The organism is Paenibacillus sp. EZ-K15, from assembly GCF_002573715.1.
Lineage (GTDB): Bacteria > Bacillota > Bacilli > Paenibacillales > Paenibacillaceae > Paenibacillus_AQ.
Genome location: NZ_PDHM01000012.1, coordinates 259,113 through 277,394, shown reverse-complemented (window position 1 = coordinate 277,394; position 18,282 = coordinate 259,113). Strand labels below are relative to the sequence as shown.

Here is an 18,282-nt window from a genome sequence, read left to right as displayed (position 1 = left end):
AGATCAAACAGATTTATCATAAAATTCTAGTTATTAGATTGTTCTTACATCATCTTAATTATGTAGGAGAGGACGCCAAAAAATGTGAATATGATGTACCCGAAACTCATGCTGACAAACCCGAGACGCCACACGGCGCGCAGCAGCCTTTTACCGTTAACCTTGCCTTTCCAGCGGTTCTGCGCACTACCGATCAACCCCGCTGCAACGAGCAGCATGAGGAGAATGAGATAGAAACCGAATTTGGACTGGAATGTATTATTAAACAAGGCGGAGACCGAAAACAGCATAAAAAATGTGGTGACATCCATGGCCAGCTCCAGCGCTTGCTTTCGATTTTTATTTCTTTGCAAGACAACGAAATAAACCAGTAAAAACGGAATGAACGGAAAAGAACTTAATGTTTGAAACAGCCCCTGCAAGAAACCCATGCTAAGACCCCCTATGTATTCATCCCCTCGATGAGCTGCGAGACCAGCTCGTGTGTTGGCACAGAAATGCCATATTTTTGGCCCAAACGGACAATACTTCCGTTAATCCAGGCAACTTCCGTCGTTCTGCCGTCCATTACATCCTTAAGCATGGAGGACGTGTTACCTGAAGTCGATTGGCAGACGGATACAATCCATTCCCACAGCCCGCTTCCGTAAGGAATTCCACCCGCTTCATATACGGCGATCCCTTCATGATATAACCGCTTCATAAGCCTGACTCGTTCAGGGGAAGATAACAGCTCTCCGTTAGGAATCCGCCACAATGCAGTCAATGGATTAATGACTGCGTTCACCAGCAGCTTGCGATAAATCATCTCATCCATTTGATTCGACAAAAAAGCTTCAAATCCTGCTCTATTCAGCTGTTTAACCAGTTCAATTTCATGATTTTCTTGAGCGAAAGGATCTAATGGGCTCCCAGCGGGCATCATTTTGCCGATTGTCGTCGTTCCATGACCGGCATGCAAAACAGAGACGATGCTTGAACGCTTGGCTCCTTCCGTAGTAATGGCAGCGTAGATCGTCCATACCGGCAGCAGGTCCTGAAGCCGCTCCAAATGGCCTGTACCGTTCTGAAAACATATTAGTCTGCGATGTTCTTGACCATATTGAGCCAGTATCTCCGTTGCCATCTCTTCGATCCCTTGCTGCTTCAACATGAGGAACAGATAATCCGCATCGGCAGCGCCACCCGACTGCGCAAAGGATGACCATGAACAGACCGAGAACGCATGGGCGTCAACGACCTGGTGCTCACCCTTCTCCTCGATGGTTATGCCGGAAGCCCGAAGCTTGTCCGCCTGCTCCTCGCTTCGGCACCATAACGTGACACGGCACCCTGAATTCGCAAGTTTACCCGCATATAATAGCCCCAATGAGCCAGCTCCGATAATATGGATATTCATAATAATCCCCCATTATTGTAATCAACCACGAAGTACTAGTCCTAGTATATATCAGAATAATCCTCGATACGCACAAATAACCCGCCAAAGCGCATGGAATGCACTAATGCGGGTTACGGCTAGAGCAAGATAACCTTTACCTATTCGATTCGTTCCAGATTACCGTTTGCGTCCATTTTGAAGCGTGTTTTAAGCTCCTCGTCTTCTTCATTTAAGAAAGCAAGTCTGCGTGCCCGATCCATGATCTGAATCAGTGCCTTATAATCGTCATTGACCACATGATAGTCTGTTTTCACTTCGCTGACTTCCTTCAATAACCTTTGATTCTCACTGCGGAGTCTTGAAAGCTCATCTTCTTTTTCACGCAAGTTCTTCTCAAGCAATTTATACTGACGTGAACTTTCCTGAAGCCCGCCCTTCCACTGACGAAGGAAACGGATAACGGCATCGATGGACAGTGTTTCTTCACTTGCACCATCATTCTTATAGACATCGTGCTCCAGTTCCGGAGCAGCCAAGCCGGCAACCTGCGGTCCACTTACCGAAGGCTGTTTTTTATAATAACTTCTCTTTTGACGCTGAGATTTCGCCAAGCTAATAGCATCCTCATATTTCTTGCGAACGCAGCTATTCCAACGAAATCCACAAGCTGCCGATGTCCGGCCGATTCTTTCTCCCACTTCCTCAAAGGCAGCCAATTGAGTGCTGCCCTCACGAATATGACGAAGAGTCACCTCCGCCAAAATTAGGTCGTCCTCTGCACTCCATGCATCCTGTCTCACTGCTGACATACCATAAAACCCTCCTAACGACATCCTAAAATAACCGTCTTCAATACCGTAAATCGGCTGCTGAATAGGGTATAAAAACTGCTTAATTCATTTCTATGCCTCTCATAGAGTTCATAGAATCTATTTGATACTAAAATGTATTTCCATTTTGAAGACAGATCATACTCTTACGAAGGGAAAAGGGGAGATTCGTCCAAATTATTCACGAATTCAATGTCTTACTTCTGGTTAATAATAAAAAATAAAGGGTTTTCTTGAGTTAGGCGTTTACACGTTTTTGCCATAACGCTATAATGTTGATAGCAGCATTATGTGCGTACATACGAGAGGAGGATATAATCGTGGCACGGATGTTTCGAGTCCTTGGCTTTTTCACCCTCACTATCGGGTTGATGGCCTTTGCCGGAGATCATATTGAAATGGCACTGCTTTTCTTCCTGCAGACTGCATTTTTCGTGATCCTGGGATATTTGAAATTCACGGAGAGAACCTATATTCTTCTCTTCTGGGCTTATATGATCGTGACCTTCACAGGCTTTAGCTATTGGACGGTCTTCATTATGGGCAAACCACTCTAATAGGTAAATGATGCAAGCGATGCTTGAAATCCACCGGCGCTCAACCTGGACAAACAGAGGCCCGCTGGTGGATTTTCCTTGCAATTAGAGAACGAGAGTACTTAAAAGAGCGATCAGGTGCTTTAGCGACCGGATCGCTTTTTTAGTGCCTGAAGGTTGATAATTAAGTCGTATACGTCATATATTGGTTAAAATGAAGGGACAGACAGTGGTTGGATTCCTTTCGACTAACAACCATTCAAGGAGGACTCCCGTTTGAATGTACGAGTAAAAAAAACTCTCCTCCCGGTCATGCTGTGTATAACCCTGTTATTCTGCTTCATAGGGACTCCCGCTCTGGTATATTCCGAGCAGGATGTAAGCCCGGTTATGCCTGATTCGGACGAGGCGCGCAAACTTCTGGAGGACAGCCTCTCCATCGTGGAGATCGACCATGAAATCGAACGGATAACCAAACGCATCGCCGAATTGCAGCTACTTCAGAGCGAACTGCAAATCAAAATTCAGGATATGGGCTTGCGTATCGAAGACCGGCGCGATCGGGCAGGTGCTGTTCTTCGGTCTTATTACATGGGTGAACGGGATCATTTATTCTTTATGCTGTTGTCTGCAAAAGACTTAGCCGGTTTATTCCGGATCATGGACTTTTACGATATGATCATTCAAAATGACCGGGATACACTTGCGGTATATAAGAATCAGTACCGCTCCCTTGCCTCCGCCCAGGCTGAAGCGGCACGCAATACAACTCAGCTCGCCGAAGTAAAGGACAGCCTTGTCAAACAGCGTGAACGAGTGCTGGCGCTTGAACAGCGGGTTGACGGAGCACTGACAGCCAGCGGCAACCCGGATGCCATGAAGAAGTTGATTGAGGAGTTCACCCTTTATTGGGAGAACGTGGGGCTGTACGAAGTAAAGCGGCACTTCCAGGCTCTGGCTAACGCCATGGAAAACTTGCCGCAATTCGTCCAAGGAAGTAAGAATATGCTGAAAACAAACGGCAAGGAGTACACCATCGATATCCATGAAGACGATCTCAACGCATTTTTAAGATCCGAAGATGAAATCTTTAACAGTTTTGCTTTCCACTTTGACGACGGAAAAGTAATAGCTTCCGGTGAGAGTGGAAATCTGTCGCTGCTGATTGAAGGAAAATACACCGTGATCAACGAACCGGAGAATGCCATCATGTTTCAAGTCGACAAACTCGTGTTCAATCGGCTGGAATTGCCTGACACCACGCGCAAAGCCCTGCAGGACGAATTCGACATGAATTTTTATCCTAAACAGTTGGTGTCTTTCTTAAAAGCAACGCAGGTATCCAGCCAAGATCAAAGATTAGTGGTCAAGATGGAGCTGGATTTATAGAAAAAAAGCTGCCCTTCACTTGGGCAGCTTTTTTAAGGTTGAGGAGACGAGTACAATTCCATATATTGTTGGATCGTGATTTCGCCAAGCAGCAATCGATTTGCTGCTTGGCCATATGTTTGAAAACCTTCCGAATCACCAAAATTCAAAGCGGCCGGCTCATTTCGAGAGAGCAGCACCTGGGCTGGAACGGCCGCTTTTTGCCAAATGCCCCGATCACTTAGGTTTGTACCCATGACATACAACTCGGAAATAACGGGCAGCGTTCCTGCCGCTCTGCTCCATTCACGCTGCATCGCTTTGCCAGTCATATACGTAATCCATTTCATGGCAAGCGCCGATGATTCCGTGTGTGCGGCAACCGCAAAACTTCGAGTTCGGACAACCGGCGTATCAAGATGCGCCTTCCCCATCGCCAATGCAAGCGACACTCCATCGGCCTCTTGATCTGAAAAGCTTGAATACGGCTGGATGAACACGGCTGCTTCCACCTTACCGGAGATGGTCGACTCTTGGCCATTAACGTCTGCCTCTGTCGATCCTTGCGCTGATTCTGTCACTCTTCCATGATTGCGAATCAGCATATCGAGGACCTCTTGATCCGGCTTGGAGGGATCACCTTCGAGCAAATGAACCGCCGCACCGAAAGCATAAGGATCATTCCAGTCAAATGAGAGGACAGGGCTTACCTTATGCCGCTCCAAATATTCCTGCCACGCCTGACGGCTCTCTGGCACTTTAAATGGTTCGCCGCCCTTTCCCTTGGTCTGCCAAGTCATAATATAGGGGTCTATATCAAACGGCATTCCCCATTGATACCCGTTCCACTGCAGCGACGGCAGAAGACCATTCAAGATATCTTCGCCTGGCATTGTGCCTTGAGAAGCATCAACAGGCAGTAAGCAGCCACTCATTGCAAGCGCTTTAATAAAGTATGAATCCGTTAATACAATATCAGGTCCTTCACCAAGGGACATCTCGAGCAGAAACGACTCTTTCTGTGTTTCACTCGTTTCCAGAGGCGTGATTTCAATCTCAGCACCGGTCTCTTCCATAAAACGCTCATTAAGAGCTTTAAGTTGTCTCAGTTCATCCGTGTTTAACTGAACACCGACCTTGATCGGGCCCAGATCAGTCTCCGGTACCTCCGGTCTTTGCTGCGGAGGATTCGGTTCATCCCCCGGGGGCTCTCGTCTAGTATGGTGAGTGAAGTCAAAGCTGGGAGATAAACTGGATAAAGACAACAGTAAAATGGCAAATAAGAACCAATATTTCTTCCGCTTCATATCCCATCTTCACTCCTTCAATAGTCGCATGCCCTTATTTTACCAAACTTCTAGTGCTCTTGTCCTATCTTTTTTGTTAATTATCTAGTCCAGATTTTACTAATTAACGATGGGAAGGAAAAAAGACTGTCCTATGAGTCTTGAACAGTCTTTATCATACAAGTTACTTTGCGGTATCATTTCTCGGGAAATATATGATTACAACAAGTCGGCAGCCAGCTGAGCCAGCTTGGATCGTTCCCCTTTTGTCAGCGTAATATGCCCGCTCAGATTTTCTTGCTTGAAGCGTTCAACCACATAGGTCAGCCCATTACTTACAGCATCCAGGTAAGGATGATCAATCTGCTCCGGATCTCCCATCAGGATCACCTTACTCCCTTCTCCCGCCCGGGAAACAATCGTCTTGACCTCATGACGGGATAAGTTTTGAGCCTCATCCACAATGATGAACTGACCGGGTATCGAGCGGCCCCGGATATAAGTCAGGGCTTCCACCTGGATGCTGCCGAGTCCCATCAATATTTTATCAATATCACCCGATTTTTTGGTGTCGAACAAATATTCCAGATTGTCATATATCGGCTGCATCCATGGTCTTAATTTCTCTTCCTTTTCCCCAGGCAAATAACCGATATCCTTCCCCATCGGAACGACCGGACGCGCAATCAGCAGTTTTTTGTATTTATGCTCATCCTCCACCTTGGAAAGGCCTGCTGCCAAAGCCAACAAGGTTTTTCCCGTTCCGGCTTTCCCGGTAATGGTGACTAGCGGAATATCGTCATTCAGAAGAAGCTCAATCGCCATACGCTGTTGGGCATTTCGGGCGCTGATGCCCCAAACAGGTTCATTGCTTAAATGGAGGGGCTCCAATCTAGTTGCATCCTCATTCACATGAAGGAGGGCAGACTTTCCTGACCCCATCTCATCCTTCAGAATAACAAATTCATGCGGATAAAGCGGATAAGACAATTGAAGAGGTTTAATCGGCAAATAACGATAGCTGTAGAATTCATCAATCACCGAAGGGTGAACCTTTAGGGTAGAGAATCCAGGATACAATTCACTGGGATCGGCTGTACGGTCCGATAGATAATCCTCTGCCGTTAATCCGAGCACATCGGCCTTAATTCGAACAAGCACATCCTTGCTGACCAGAACGACGAGTCTTCCGTCCTCCTTCGGCTCCTCCTCCAATTTATAATTTAACGCGACAGCCAATATCCGGTTGTCGTTGGATGCTTCGCTAAATAACTCCTGTACCTTGACGAAGCTGCGATGATTAAGCTCAACCTTCAATGTCCCGCCATTCTCCAGAAGAACCCCGTCATGAAGATGACCTTGTTCTCTTATCCCATCAAGCAATCGGGAGACCGTACGGGCGTTGCGGCCGATTTCATCCGCATTTCGCTTCTTCGAGTCAATCTCTTCAAGAACCACCGCAGGAATGATGACTTCATGCTCATCGAATGCATAAATCGACTGAGGATCATGAAGTAATACGTTCGTATCCAGCACAAATATTTTTTTCATCTTATCCCTCCACTGCTTCTTCATCAGGTACACACATAAACCTTTCCGTCCCGGACATAATAAGCGTAGCGACTGGAGTCATTTAGTGAACTATACTACGAAAGGACAGATCAATCTATGAGAGCTGCTCTATCCATAATGCTAACGGTGTTGTTGCTCGCAGGCTGCGGGACCGCCAATCACAATGCATCACCCTCTCCTCGTGGTAAAACCAATGGAACTACTGCTAACAGTGTCCGCAACATGAATGGAAACAGAGGTTATACCCCTAACAATGTAGAGGGCACAACTCCGGATAACACGAATACGGGACGAGTCGGCAACATAAATGATAACAACGGACAAGTCGACGCTACAACCGCGAATCACCTGAAATCACTTGCCGAGAGGGTGCCCGGCGTTAAAAACGCGAACTGTGTTGTCATGGGCAAAACGGCTGTCGTCGGGCTGAATGTAGATGGAAATTTAGATCGTGCGGAAGTCGGAACCATTAAATACACAGTCGCGGAAGCCCTTCAATCTGATCCGGCAGGTGCCAATGCACTTGTTACCGCTGATTTGGACGTTGCAAACCGGATTGCCGATCTTGGCCGGCATATTCAGGAGGGTCATCCTGTTTCAGGACTTGCCAGTGAACTCGCTGACATCGTAGGCCGCATCATTCCTCAGTTGCCTAAAGATGTAACGCCGCGAGACGGGAATGTACAGCAAAACGGTACTCAAACGGTAAAACCGAATAACCGAGGCCATGTACCAGCCAATCCACACCATAATAAATAGGCAACTTGAGGGTGAACTCGCTAATCAGCAGAAGACAAATCCTGTCATTACCCGAGTTTGTCCGTCACCTAGTTCCAAATTTCATACAAAAAAGCCCAGTGAAGCTCACTGGGCTTTTTTTAAGGTCATAACAACGCCACTAACGAGCATTTCTGCTTCGCCAGTGACATGACCCGTATCATATTCAGAGTTCTGTAGCCTGTTCGGTGTGAAATTGACACCCATGTCGAATGAACACGCCTGAGAAGACATGGAATCAGAAGGATGACATCTGAAAGGCTCCCATCCCCAAATGGAATCTGCTCGCACAAATGCATGGGCAGAGTAATCAGTCTGCCGATTACAGATCAATGGTTGTGTCGTATGCATCATAAGGTAGGACATGCCTTCGGCCTCCTGTACAATGATCTCCATCTGATACATTGTATTATAGCATACAATAAAACTTGCCTTCAATTGTCACGGAGTTGTTGCAGAATCCGCTTCTGTCCCCTGCTGCTCGCCAGCGTTATGCTTGCCGGCAAGCTCGTCTTGCAGCGCTTGTCTGGCTGCATCCAGCTCGCTGCTGCTTATATATACATAAGGGCTCTTCCAATTGCCTGTAACCGGCATGAATTTCACATCATCTTTTCCGATATCATAATAAGTCGCAATCAAATTTCGAATCTGCTCCTGCTCGAAATCAGTGGTCATGTTATCGCTGACCGCATCCAGAGCATTGCCCACCTTTGCAACGCCTCCAAGCGTCTTCATCTTATCGAGCAGGGAATGCAATACTTCGCTTTGGCGAGCATTACGTTCAAAATCGCTTGACTCCTTCGTTTTCGGCGAACAGCTTTTACTCGATTTACGGTAACGAACATAATCCAGCGCCTTCTTGCCATCCAGCTTCTGAGGACCCACAGTGAGGTTAATGTCGGTCCCGTCGGCCGTATCGCGGTAACACATATTGTATTGAACGTTAACATCTACGCCGCCAAAGGTGTCCACCACATCACGGAATCCCTGGAAATCAATAACCGTTACATAGTCGATATTAACGCCAAGATACTTGCTCATCATGACTTTCATTTCTTCTTCAGCTGGAATGCCGCTGCCCGGTGCCTTTTTCTCCGCAGCGTTGTAGGCCGCTTTAAACCTTGGATAATAAGCGTTCAGTTTACTCGCTTTGTATCCTTCGAGTTCAATCAGCGTGTCCCGCGGCAGAGAAACCAGCGTCGACGTATTAGTTTCCGGATGCATGGTGGCAACCATGACCACATCCGTCAAGTAAGTCCCCGTCTCCGGGCGATGATCCGTTCCCAAGAGAAGCACCGTAATCGGTTTTTCTTTTGCAGATTGTCCTGGAGCTACAGGTTTATCAATCCCGCTTTTCTCAATGATCTCATTGCCCTTGAAGAGCAAGTACCCGGCATAACCTGCTGCAGAGATTACTGCGATTAACAAGACGATAAGAATGAATTTAAAAAATGATTTCCATGCGCTTTTTTTCTTTTTTGGAACTGGCTGTTTCTTGCCCTTCCCCCCACTTTTGGCTCTCGGAGGGAGATTGGTATGAGTAGGATTCATATCATAACACCTTATTTCATTCAAATTAGATGAATGTCCGATAAACGCTTCAAATTTCGAAGCATTTACCGGACCTTGGTTGACTTCTCTCTCTTATAAACGATGGGGACTGACAAAAAGTTGCCGTATGGTTGTTACCTGAGTTGCTAAATTTCTACAAAGCTTATGACTTCGGCTCGGTTTGAGCCTTCTTCTTCTGACGATCTTCAACAAAATATCGAATACGCACCATCAGCATCAATGCCACAGCTACTAACAAGCACTGGATAATCGGCAGCTTATCAATCTGAAACACAAGCAGTATCGCCGAGCCCAAGGCCATCAAGATATACAGGAGAATCTCCTTCAACAGAGGGAGCTTCTGCTTCACCCGGAATACCTTGTTATAAACGTAGGTGATCAGCACAAAAATCACGATATAAGAGATGAGTGGGTGCGAGGCAAACCATTCTTGCATGATAGGTTCACTCCTTTTGGACAAGTAGATCTCTATCTATTATAGATTTGCTTGCGCCATTTTACGATGTTTTTCTGCACGTTCGCGCTCACTCTTGTTCAAGATCTTCTTGCGAAGACGAACGGACTTCGGCGTAATCTCGCAATACTCGTCATCGTTCAAGTATTCAAGCGCTTGTTCCAGTGAGAAAATAATCGGTGTTTTCAATTTAACCGTGTCGTCCTTCGTTGCCGAACGAACGTTGGTCAATTGCTTCTCTTTACAAATATTAACGACGATATCGTTATCGCGGGTATGCTCCCCGACAATCATACCTTCATAAATCTCAGTTCCCGGTTCCAGGAACAGGGTACCGCGGTCTTCCACCGACATCATGCCATAGAACGTTGAAGATCCGTTCTCCGTGGAAACCAGCACGCCTTGGTGACGTCCACCCACTTGACCGCCAATAAGCGGACCGTAGCTGTCGAATGCGTGGTTCATAATGCCATAACCGCGTGTCAAGGTCAGGAAATGGGTACGGTAACCGATAAGTCCGCGAGCGGGAATCAGGAATTCCAAACGCACTTGACCATTTCCGTTATTCACCATGTTCACCATTTCAGCCTTGCGTGTTCCGAGACTTTCCATAACAGAACCCATGCTTTCTTCTGGTACATCGATCATAAGACGTTCGATCGGCTCCATTTTGACGCCATCAATTTCTCTAACGATAACTTCTGGTTTGGATACCTGAAGCTCATAACCTTCACGACGCATATTCTCAATCAAAATACTGAGGTGAAGTTCACCGCGTCCCGATACGATATAGGCATCAGGGCTCTCCGTCTCATCCACTCTCAAACTTACGTCCGTTTCCAGTTCTTTGAAGAGGCGGTCACGCAGCTTACGGGATGTTACCCATTTGCCTTCGCGTCCGGCAAAAGGACTGTTGTTAACAAGGAACGTCATTTGCAGGGTTGGTTCATCAATTTTAAGGACAGGCAATGCCTCCGGATTCTGTGGATCCGCAATGGTCTCTCCAATGTTAATGTCTTTGATACCTGCGATCGCCACGATGTCGCCGCCACCTGCTTCAGCAACCTCGATCCGCTTCAATCCTTGGAAGCCGAACAGCTTCTCGATACGGGCACTCTTGGTGGAACCATCACGAAGCATAACGGTAACCGGTTGGCCTTGCTTAATGATACCGCGGTTCACACGGCCGACGGCAATACGGCCCAGATATTCATTGTAATCCATCAAGGTAACGAGGAACTGAAGAGGCTCGTCCACTTTCTCAGTAGGGGATGGGATATGGTCAATAATGGTCTCGTAAAGAGCAAGCATGTTATCATCTTGCTTCTCTGGATCCATACTTGAAGTACCGTTTAGGGCTGATGCATATACAACGGGGAAGTCCAGTTGGTCGTCATTCGCACCAAGCTCAATGAACAGATCAAGCACTTCATCGATCACTTCTGCTGGGCGGGCGGCCGGACGGTCAATCTTGTTCACAACGACGATTGGAGTCAAGTTATGTGCAAGAGCTTTACCTAGCACAAACTTGGTCTGAGGCATACATCCTTCATAAGCGTCAACAACGAGCAGAACGCCGTCGACCATTTTCATAATACGCTCAACTTCACCACCGAAATCGGCGTGTCCAGGTGTATCCACAATGTTAATCAAGAAATCTTTATACGTAATAGCCGTATTCTTGGCTAGGATGGTAATTCCGCGTTCGCGCTCCAAATCATTGGAGTCCATCGCGCGTTCCTGCAGCGTCTCATGCTCCCGGAAAATACCGGACTGCTGCAGCAGTTGGTCTACAAGTGTTGTTTTGCCATGGTCAACGTGAGCAATAATGGCAATGTTGCGAATCTGATCTCTTGATTGCATAAATATATCTCAAATCCCTTCTGTTCGAATGAGCCACAAAGAAAGCGCCGGACGACATGCCGACGCTTCAACATACATCCTATAATATAGGTAAACGAGCGGGAAAATCAAGTCTTTTCAGAAAACTTCCAGCAACTTTTACCTCTTACCAATTACCAGCCTCTGCTCCATTTATTATTGCGCCCGGAACGATTGCGGCCAAAGATGATCCAAATGCCCGCTGCGATTAAGATCAGGGCAATAATGTAGAACGCCCCTGTCTCAAGCCAGGTGAAGATGAATATCAAAACGGAAAGCACCGTCAGTCCAAGCGCAACCGGCAGCGCTGCACCAGGTCGCGGGCTCTCGTACAGATAATATTCATACAAGCCGACAGCCACACCGAGAATTAGCACAGGCCATAATGAAGCCATCAGTCCCCATCCCCCGATATTACATATGAAGAACAGAAGGCCATATACCGTCAGAATACCGCCTGGAATTAGAATTGCGGCAGAGGCACGGCGACCAAAAAACATGATATGCAAAAAAATACCCGGTAGCAGCAGGACGAGCGGCCATAACGTTCTTCCCAGAAATCCAAACACACCAAGCTTACCGAGCAAAATAACGACTCCAGCAACAACGATGAATATACCCAACGCCAAATCTTTTCTGGAGGACATTTGATCACCCTCTCTTCAATATATGTATCACCAAAAATAGCGATTTCTAAAAGAAGCAGTTACGTTAATTTTAGCCCAAACCGACAAAAAAAACCATATCCCGAGCTTGTTCCACTTGAAATAACCTAGACCAGTCCCATATACCTGCATGAAGCTAACAAAAAATGGACGACTGCACAAGACAGTCGTCCATTTTTTTGATTTAACACTCCCGCTTACGCGAATAGGCTGTTGAAGTAAAATCCCGTTTACATACCGGGCCGTCTTACCGTCTGTAATCCGCCAATGAGAACGACAGCACCTGCAATAACAATTGGCAGCAGACTGTGGGCATAAGGCATCCAGTAAGCCAGAATCAGCCCTACACGGGAATCCTGTATGAGCATTTCGCCTGCTGTAAAAGCTAGAATACCGGCACCTATGTAAAGCAGCACGGGAAACTTGTGAAGCAGGCTTGAGATCATCCCGCTTCCCCATACAACGATGGGAATGCTTAATAATATTCCGATGACAATCAAGGCAAGATCGCCTTTTGCAAGCCCCGCAATGGCCAAGACATTATCCAGGCTCATCACGAAATCGGCAACCAAAATTGTATTGACAGCGGCCCATATCGTTGAAGCTTTGGCCAAGCTTGCATGATCATGTTCCTTTTGCATCATGAGTTTGACTGCGATCCAGATCAACAGTAATGCGCCGCCAGCCTGCAAAAATGGGATTTTCAGCAGCAACACCGCCAAAAAAGTTAGAATACACCGTAAGAGAACAGCCCCTGCAGTCCCGATCCAGACCGCCCGTCTGCGATGTATTTCGGGAAGGTCTTTGCTGGCCATCGCGATAACCAGGGCATTGTCGCCACTGAGTACAAGGTTGATCATCAATATCTGTCCCAACAAAAAAATCGTCTCCACTAGAACAACACCCCCACTCTACACATATGTGGTAATGGTCCAGGCTATGCTTGCACAACCGGAAAAATAGGCCTATAATTAATCCACTTTGTTTAATGGTGGAACCGTATTCTAAGAGGAGTGACATTCATGGAAACCACAGCCGCTGAATTTTTTCTTGCATTAATCAACATTGTCTTTTTGGATCTGATCTTGGCCGGGGACAATGCCATTGTGATCGGTCTTGCAGCACGTAATCTTCCGAAGGAAACCCAGAAAAAAGCAATTATCTACGGCACTGCCGGAGCTGTTATTCTTCGTATCATTGCCACCATCCTCGTTGTCTGGCTGCTTAACATCCCTTGGTTGCTGCTTGTGGGAGGTGTACTCCTGATTGGCATTGCCTACAAGCTGATGACCGACGACAATAATGACCACGACAATATAAAAGCCGGCAAAAGCCTTGGCGCTGCCATTCGTACCATCATTGTAGCTGACGCTGCTATGGGTCTGGACAATGTCATTGCTGTTGCAGGCGCAGCTAAACACAATGTGATCCTTGTAACGCTAGGCCTGCTCATCAGCGTACCTATTGTGGTATGGGGCAGCACCCTGTTTATCAAACTGATCAACCGTTTCCCATGGATTATCTATGTAGGCTCTGCGGTGCTTGCGTACACGGCGTCTTCCATGATTACCGAGGAGAAGCATTTTCTGGGATATTTCGAAGCGCATCAACTTATAAAATATCTCTTCATAGCTGCCATCATTATCGGTGTGCTGACTGCAGGACATCTGAGAAAGAGATCTGCCGGGCGCCGCAAGTCTTCTACCCAGTCATAATTGAAACTCAATACGCGCGATATAAACAACACCCCAAGGCTTCCAAGAAGCTTTGGGGTGTTGTTTATGTTGACGTTCGCTTGATACTCGATTAGAACCAGTCTTCGTTTACCACGGGCTCCGCATGCTTCTCGCCTAGCTCGCCGATTTTACTGTCCGGGGTTATGATCACAGTCTCCGTACCTTCAATCGCTGCTTGGATCCGTGCGGGTAGCTCGGTAATGGAAGCCTCCACCTTCTCGATGATCTTCAAATTCGGATTGGTGGTGGGCGATTTGGGCACAAACAACGTACAGCAATCCTCATACGGCAAAATCGATGTCTCGAATGTGCCGATGTCCATCGCGATATTAATGATATCGTTCTTATCCATCATAACGAGCGGCCGCAGCAGCGGCAGCTCGGTGGCTCTGCCGATCACATTCATACTCGGCAGCGTCTGACTGGCGACTTGTCCGAGACTGTCCCCGGTCACGATTGCCAATGCCCCTTCCCGCTCCGCAAGCGAGGAAGCAATCCGTAACATCGCTCTTCGCATAAACGTAATGATCAGATTATCCTGGCCGATACCTACAAATGAAGTCTGCACATCGGTAAACGGAACCAGGTGCAGCTTGATTTTGCCAGTGAAACCCGATAACAGCCTGGTTAGCTCCATCACCTTTTCCTTCGCCAGTTGGCTCGTGTAAGGGAAGCTGTAGAAGTGTACACATTCAATTTCAAGGCCTCTGCGCATGGCCGACCAGCCCGCTACAGGGCTGTCTATCCCGCCCGAGAGGAGCAGCATGGCCTTCCCATTCGTGCCAATCGGGTACCCGCCGGCGCCGGGGATTACTTCATAATACAAATATGTCTCGTTCTCCCGAATTTCCACGCGAAGCTCCATATCGGGCTGCTTTACCTTTACTTTAAGCTGGGGATAGGTCCGCAGCAAAGGCGATCCGACTAAATGGTTCATCTCTTGCGAGGAGTGGGGGAATTGTTTCCACACCCTTCTCGCATTGACTTTGAAGGTCGACGGGTCAGCTAGTTCCTTCTGTCCCACAAAATCAACCGCTGTTTCGATAATGCGGTCAAGCTCGGAAGGACATACGCGAACCGGACTGATGGAAACAAGACCAAATACTTTTTTAAGAACTTGGATCAGAGCCTCGGGTGACTCCCCGTTAAGCTCAACGTACAAGCGGCCGTATTCCTTAACGATTTTTGCTCCCGGAAACGGTTTGAGCACGCTTCGAATATGATTCAATACCGATCTCTCGAATCGGTTGCGGTTTTTGCCTTTTAGGGTAAATTCGCCAAAGCGAAGCAGCAGTTTATCGTAAGTCATCTTCGGTTACCCTCTCTTTCTATAATGGGACGCAGGTTCCCGCAAACTCTTGCCAAGACTTCGATTAGTCGCGCTGCATCGCCCAGCTGGTGCTCTTTGCCAAGACTGATACGAATTCCGGAGGAAGCAACGTTCATGTCCTTCCCCATAGCTAACAGGACCCGGCTGGGCTCGCTTAATTTAGAGGAGCAAGCGGATTTGGTTGATACGAGCATGCCCATCTCTTCCAGAGCATGGACCATCACCTCGGGTTTTAATCCCGGATACGAAAAATGAAGGATATGTGGCGCACTCTGCTGACTGCTGTTTAACACCAATCCCGGAATTTTGTCGATGCCCTGGAGCAGAAGCTCCCTTAATTCCGTCATCCTTGCATAAAACTCGGGCTGGCGTTCTCTGGATAACCGCATGGCCTTCGACATCGCTACGGCTCCAGCAACATTCTCCGTTCCTGCCCGGTGCCCATTCTCTTGTGATCCGCCCGATACCAACGGGAACAACTGCACGCCTTGCTTAATGTACAGCACGCCCATTCCTCTCGGGCCGTTGAATTTATGTGCAGACAGACTGTATAAGTCAGCCTGCCACTGGGAAAGAGTCACCGGCAGCTTGCCAAATCCCTGTACGCCATCGATATGCAGCAGCGTTCGTGAATTTCGCTCCTTGACGATACGCCCCACTTCAGCCAGCGGCTGGACGGCCCCCGTCTCATTGTTGACATGCATGATGCTGACGAGCACCGTATCTTTGCGCACAGCTTCCGTCAAAGCAGCCAGATCCACCACGCCGGCGGCATCCACCGGGAGATAGGTCACTTCCCATCCCAGCGTTTCCAGCTGTTTGCAGCATTCATATACGGAAGGATGCTCTGTTCCCGTCGTGATGATATGCCGGCCCCGGCTGCTGTACTGCATCGCAGCCCCTTTAATCGCCATGTTATTGCCTTCGGTTGCCCCGGATGTGAATACGATCTCCGTCGGCTGAACGTTCAGCGCGGCTGCACACACCTCTCTTGCCTTCTTCAGCAGTTTAGCGGCAGCCTCGCCTGAACGATGAAGTGCTGACGGATTAGCATAATGCATTTTCATGATTTCAGCCATCGTGTCCACTACTTCATCATAGGGAGGGGTCGTTGCAGCGTGATCCCAATATATCAAGGTAAATTCCCCTTTCCATCTTACGCATCGCACGTTGTAGAACTTATTATTCCAGACCTTTATATTTACACAAAAAGACCAAACGGTAAAGCCGCACTCCATCTTAGATCGGACAAAGTGGCGCTTATCGTTTGATCCTCTATCAGGTTACTATTTATCCCCAAGCGGGTTTATAAAGTGTATTTTGATTGAGCGTTCATGACTTTACTAATGTATGCCTGCGTTTCCTCAGGTAATTCATGAGCAACAGACATCAGCTCTTCATCACTGGATACACCCAAATTCGCGATACGGGTTGGACCTGCATTATACGCTGCGAGTACCATAGCCTTTTCTCCGCCAAACCGCTGAATCAGATTGGACAGATATTTAGTACCACCTTCGATGTTCTGAGCCGGATCAAATGGGTTGTTTACCCCAAGTCCCCTTGCTGTGCCGTCCATCAGCTGCATCAGGCCCTTGGCTCCCGCAGAGGACACCGCATTCGGATTAAAGGAGGATTCCGCATCGATGACCGCTTTAATCAGCGATACCGGCACTCCATACCGTTCCCCTGCTGCTGTAATTAAATCCTCAAAGGTTGTTGGCTTTGTAGCCCCCGTGTCATGCACGACCCCCTCCATTGGTATAGACGAGACGGATTCATCTACAGCTCCTAGCTGCTGCCACAACAGTCCATCCTTAAAGGTTACGCCAGGCGCAAGCTGTGTCATGGAACGTTCAACCGGCTTGGAGGTGGAATCTTCGGTAAGCAAGCTGCTTAGCACATTGACAAATCCGGTTGCCGACTCGGTGGAATTCGTATTCATCTGTGGTATATCCGTCATTTGCTTCCATGATATCGGATCTATTTGCATCGTTTAACTCACTTTCTGCAGCAAAATTTCAAACTTGTCCTTTATTTTATCATGGAACTGGAACAATCTGCTAGACCTATTCGGCAAAAAAATAAGCGAATCAACCACTCTCTGGTTGACTCGCCCATATTCACATCATTACAAAAAGAATTATCTACTGAAAGGAATCAAGATAAAATAACTGAGCGTTGCCAATATGCCGAGTCCGATTGACCACGCGCCTGTCGTTCTGCTGCCTTTGCTGTACGCGTAATATCCAACAACCGCTGCGATGGGCCCCAGGATAACCGACCACATGAACAAGGAGGCGATGCCCAATACCAAGCCCACATATCCGACAGTACGTCCGGTAGAGACGTCTGCCTTATCGTCGTCTGCTCTTCGTGCCGAGGCATCCATAGGGGGAGCAACCTCAGCTGCATATTCTTCACGGTGATCTTTGCGCGGGAAGTCTACCCTGTTCCGCTTTCCTTCAACAACCTTCATTTTATGCTTACGATGTTTTTTATCCATAAACTTGCTTCCTCCATTTCCATCATCCTAAAGTGCCCAGCACCAGGACCTTATCCGGCTTTTTCCCGTCAGCCCTTTGGCTTAAAGGTCAAACAGCAGGTCTCGGAAGACTTGTCAGCAACATCCTGATGGTCGTCTACATAAGGCTCTGCTCCATACTCTTCATTGAGTTTCACATTCGCATGACGGTCAATTTCAATCATAATCATCTCGGCATGACATAAGTTTTGTTCTCCCCAGTAATGGCAATTGCTGACACTGCACTTCACTAATGGTTTGGCTTCGTTGGCCATTTTAGCATCACCTCGTCAACATTTTTTCCTTAGTTTACTGCCGGTATGCACAAGAACGATTGTCAGTTGGTGCCTAAGCAGCGAAACGCAAAAAG

General features: G+C 47.6%; 19 protein-coding genes. 4 read left to right on the top strand and 15 right to left on the bottom strand.

Features of this window, described 5'->3' with window-relative positions:
* Nucleotides 1-44: 44 nt before the first annotated feature.
* The 3 genes from CRG97_RS09305 to CRG97_RS09295 form a co-directional block, all read right to left on the bottom strand.
* Nucleotides 45-431: a DUF3397 domain-containing protein gene (locus CRG97_RS09305; RefSeq protein WP_098742736.1), complete on the bottom strand. Its 387-nt coding sequence runs from the start codon at nt 429-431 to the stop codon at nt 45-47.
* Nucleotides 432-442: 11 nt separating this feature from the next.
* Nucleotides 443-1,399: a ketopantoate reductase family protein gene (locus CRG97_RS09300; protein WP_098742735.1), complete on the bottom strand. Its 957-nt coding sequence runs from the start codon at nt 1,397-1,399 to the stop codon at nt 443-445.
* A gap of 140 nt (nt 1,400-1,539) precedes the next feature.
* Complete coding sequence (locus tag CRG97_RS09295; RefSeq protein ID WP_076320619.1) at nt 1,540-2,190, bottom strand: RsfA family transcriptional regulator; 651 nt, start codon at nt 2,188-2,190, stop codon at nt 1,540-1,542.
* Between the two features lie 341 nt (nt 2,191-2,531).
* Here CRG97_RS09295 and CRG97_RS09290 point away from each other — a divergent pair, with 341 nt between their 5' ends.
* Both CRG97_RS09290 and CRG97_RS09285 read left to right on the top strand, forming a co-directional pair.
* Nucleotides 2,532-2,768, top strand: coding sequence for a DUF2626 domain-containing protein (locus CRG97_RS09290; RefSeq protein ID WP_006209059.1), 237 nt, complete (start codon nt 2,532-2,534; stop codon nt 2,766-2,768).
* A 255-nt stretch (nt 2,769-3,023) separates the two neighbouring features.
* Nucleotides 3,024-4,136, top strand: a complete 1,113-nt coding sequence (locus CRG97_RS09285) for a coiled-coil domain-containing protein (protein WP_098742734.1) — start codon at nt 3,024-3,026, stop codon at nt 4,134-4,136.
* Between the two features lie 32 nt (nt 4,137-4,168).
* On the opposite strand, the gene CRG97_RS09280 is transcribed toward CRG97_RS09285, so the two are convergent.
* Both CRG97_RS09280 and CRG97_RS09275 read right to left on the bottom strand, forming a co-directional pair.
* A complete protein-coding gene (locus CRG97_RS09280) occupies nt 4,169-5,422 on the bottom strand; it encodes an ABC transporter substrate-binding protein (RefSeq protein ID WP_098742733.1) in 1,254 nt (417 codons plus the stop codon).
* Between the two features lie 198 nt (nt 5,423-5,620).
* The gene (locus CRG97_RS09275) at nt 5,621-6,952 is read right to left on the bottom strand and encodes a PhoH family protein (protein WP_098742732.1); all 1,332 of its coding nucleotides are present in this window, start codon (nt 6,950-6,952) and stop codon (nt 5,621-5,623) included.
* 117 nt (nt 6,953-7,069) lie between these two features.
* On the opposite strand from CRG97_RS09275, the gene CRG97_RS09270 reads away from it, so the two are divergent.
* Nucleotides 7,070-7,732 carry a YhcN/YlaJ family sporulation lipoprotein gene (locus CRG97_RS09270; RefSeq protein ID WP_098742731.1) on the top strand — a complete coding sequence of 221 codons (663 nt, stop codon included), beginning with the start codon at nt 7,070-7,072 and terminating at the stop codon, nt 7,730-7,732.
* Between the two features lie 459 nt (nt 7,733-8,191).
* On the opposite strand, the gene CRG97_RS09260 is transcribed toward CRG97_RS09270, so the two are convergent.
* The 5 genes from CRG97_RS09260 to CRG97_RS09240 all read right to left on the bottom strand — a co-directional run bounded on the left by CRG97_RS09260 (nt 8,192) and on the right by CRG97_RS09240 (nt 13,215).
* The gene (locus CRG97_RS09260; RefSeq protein ID WP_098742729.1) at nt 8,192-9,301 is read right to left on the bottom strand and encodes an LCP family protein; all 1,110 of its coding nucleotides are present in this window, start codon (nt 9,299-9,301) and stop codon (nt 8,192-8,194) included.
* Between the two features lie 163 nt (nt 9,302-9,464).
* A complete protein-coding gene (locus CRG97_RS09255) occupies nt 9,465-9,758 on the bottom strand; it encodes a YlaH-like family protein (protein ID WP_076320612.1) in 294 nt (97 codons plus the stop codon).
* 39 nt (nt 9,759-9,797) lie between these two features.
* Nucleotides 9,798-11,639, bottom strand: a complete 1,842-nt coding sequence (typA, locus tag CRG97_RS09250) for a translational GTPase TypA (protein WP_098742728.1) — start codon at nt 11,637-11,639, stop codon at nt 9,798-9,800.
* A gap of 152 nt (nt 11,640-11,791) precedes the next feature.
* A complete protein-coding gene (locus tag CRG97_RS09245; RefSeq protein ID WP_098742727.1) occupies nt 11,792-12,304 on the bottom strand; it encodes a hypothetical protein in 513 nt (170 codons plus the stop codon).
* 248 nt (nt 12,305-12,552) lie between these two features.
* Entirely contained in the window at nt 12,553-13,215 is a 663-nt protein-coding gene (locus CRG97_RS09240) for a TerC family protein (protein WP_098742726.1), read from the bottom strand.
* Nucleotides 13,216-13,344: 129 nt separating this feature from the next.
* Here CRG97_RS09240 and CRG97_RS09235 point away from each other — a divergent pair, with 129 nt between their 5' ends.
* Nucleotides 13,345-14,037: a TerC family protein gene (locus CRG97_RS09235; RefSeq protein ID WP_076320608.1), complete on the top strand. Its 693-nt coding sequence runs from the start codon at nt 13,345-13,347 to the stop codon at nt 14,035-14,037.
* A gap of 91 nt (nt 14,038-14,128) precedes the next feature.
* Here CRG97_RS09235 and thiI read toward each other — a convergent pair whose 3' ends face one another.
* The 5 genes from thiI to CRG97_RS09210 form a co-directional block, all read right to left on the bottom strand.
* Entirely contained in the window at nt 14,129-15,367 is a 1,239-nt protein-coding gene (gene thiI, locus CRG97_RS09230; protein WP_098742725.1) for a tRNA uracil 4-sulfurtransferase ThiI, read from the bottom strand.
* The gene (locus CRG97_RS09225) at nt 15,364-16,524 is read right to left on the bottom strand and encodes a cysteine desulfurase family protein (RefSeq protein WP_098742724.1); all 1,161 of its coding nucleotides are present in this window, start codon (nt 16,522-16,524) and stop codon (nt 15,364-15,366) included. The genes thiI and CRG97_RS09225 overlap by 4 nt, the downstream gene beginning before the upstream one ends.
* 170 nt (nt 16,525-16,694) lie before the next feature.
* A complete protein-coding gene (locus CRG97_RS09220) occupies nt 16,695-17,381 on the bottom strand; it encodes a lytic transglycosylase domain-containing protein (RefSeq protein WP_098742723.1) in 687 nt (228 codons plus the stop codon).
* A gap of 150 nt (nt 17,382-17,531) precedes the next feature.
* Entirely contained in the window at nt 17,532-17,894 is a 363-nt protein-coding gene (locus CRG97_RS09215; protein ID WP_098742722.1) for a hypothetical protein, read from the bottom strand.
* Between the two features lie 68 nt (nt 17,895-17,962).
* Nucleotides 17,963-18,187: a DUF1540 domain-containing protein gene (locus CRG97_RS09210; RefSeq protein ID WP_006209042.1), complete on the bottom strand. Its 225-nt coding sequence runs from the start codon at nt 18,185-18,187 to the stop codon at nt 17,963-17,965.
* Nucleotides 18,188-18,282: the final 95 nt, after the last annotated feature.

Coding starts and splice junctions, on each gene's coding strand:
- CRG97_RS09305 (WP_098742736.1), bottom strand. CDS start 431: ATGGGTTTCTTGCAGGGGCTGTTTCAAACATTAAGTTCTTTTCCGTTC.
- CRG97_RS09300 (WP_098742735.1), bottom strand. CDS start 1,399: ATGAATATCCATATTATCGGAGCTGGCTCATTGGGGCTATTATATGCG.
- CRG97_RS09295 (WP_076320619.1), bottom strand. CDS start 2,190: ATGTCAGCAGTGAGACAGGATGCATGGAGTGCAGAGGACGACCTAATT.
- CRG97_RS09280 (WP_098742733.1), bottom strand. CDS start 5,422: ATGAAGCGGAAGAAATATTGGTTCTTATTTGCCATTTTACTGTTGTCT.
- CRG97_RS09275 (WP_098742732.1), bottom strand. CDS start 6,952: ATGAAAAAAATATTTGTGCTGGATACGAACGTATTACTTCATGATCCT.
- CRG97_RS09270 (WP_098742731.1), top strand. CDS start 7,070: ATGAGAGCTGCTCTATCCATAATGCTAACGGTGTTGTTGCTCGCAGGC.
- CRG97_RS09260 (WP_098742729.1), bottom strand. CDS start 9,301: ATGAATCCTACTCATACCAATCTCCCTCCGAGAGCCAAAAGTGGGGGG.
- CRG97_RS09255 (WP_076320612.1), bottom strand. CDS start 9,758: ATGCAAGAATGGTTTGCCTCGCACCCACTCATCTCTTATATCGTGATT.
- typA (WP_098742728.1), bottom strand. CDS start 11,639: ATGCAATCAAGAGATCAGATTCGCAACATTGCCATTATTGCTCACGTT.
- CRG97_RS09245 (WP_098742727.1), bottom strand. CDS start 12,304: ATGTCCTCCAGAAAAGATTTGGCGTTGGGTATATTCATCGTTGTTGCT.
- CRG97_RS09235 (WP_076320608.1), top strand. CDS start 13,345: ATGGAAACCACAGCCGCTGAATTTTTTCTTGCATTAATCAACATTGTC.
- thiI (WP_098742725.1), bottom strand. CDS start 15,367: ATGACTTACGATAAACTGCTGCTTCGCTTTGGCGAATTTACCCTAAAA.
- CRG97_RS09220 (WP_098742723.1), bottom strand. CDS start 17,381: ATGCAAATAGATCCGATATCATGGAAGCAAATGACGGATATACCACAG.
- CRG97_RS09215 (WP_098742722.1), bottom strand. CDS start 17,894: ATGGATAAAAAACATCGTAAGCATAAAATGAAGGTTGTTGAAGGAAAG.
- CRG97_RS09210 (WP_006209042.1), bottom strand. CDS start 18,187: ATGGCCAACGAAGCCAAACCATTAGTGAAGTGCAGTGTCAGCAATTGC.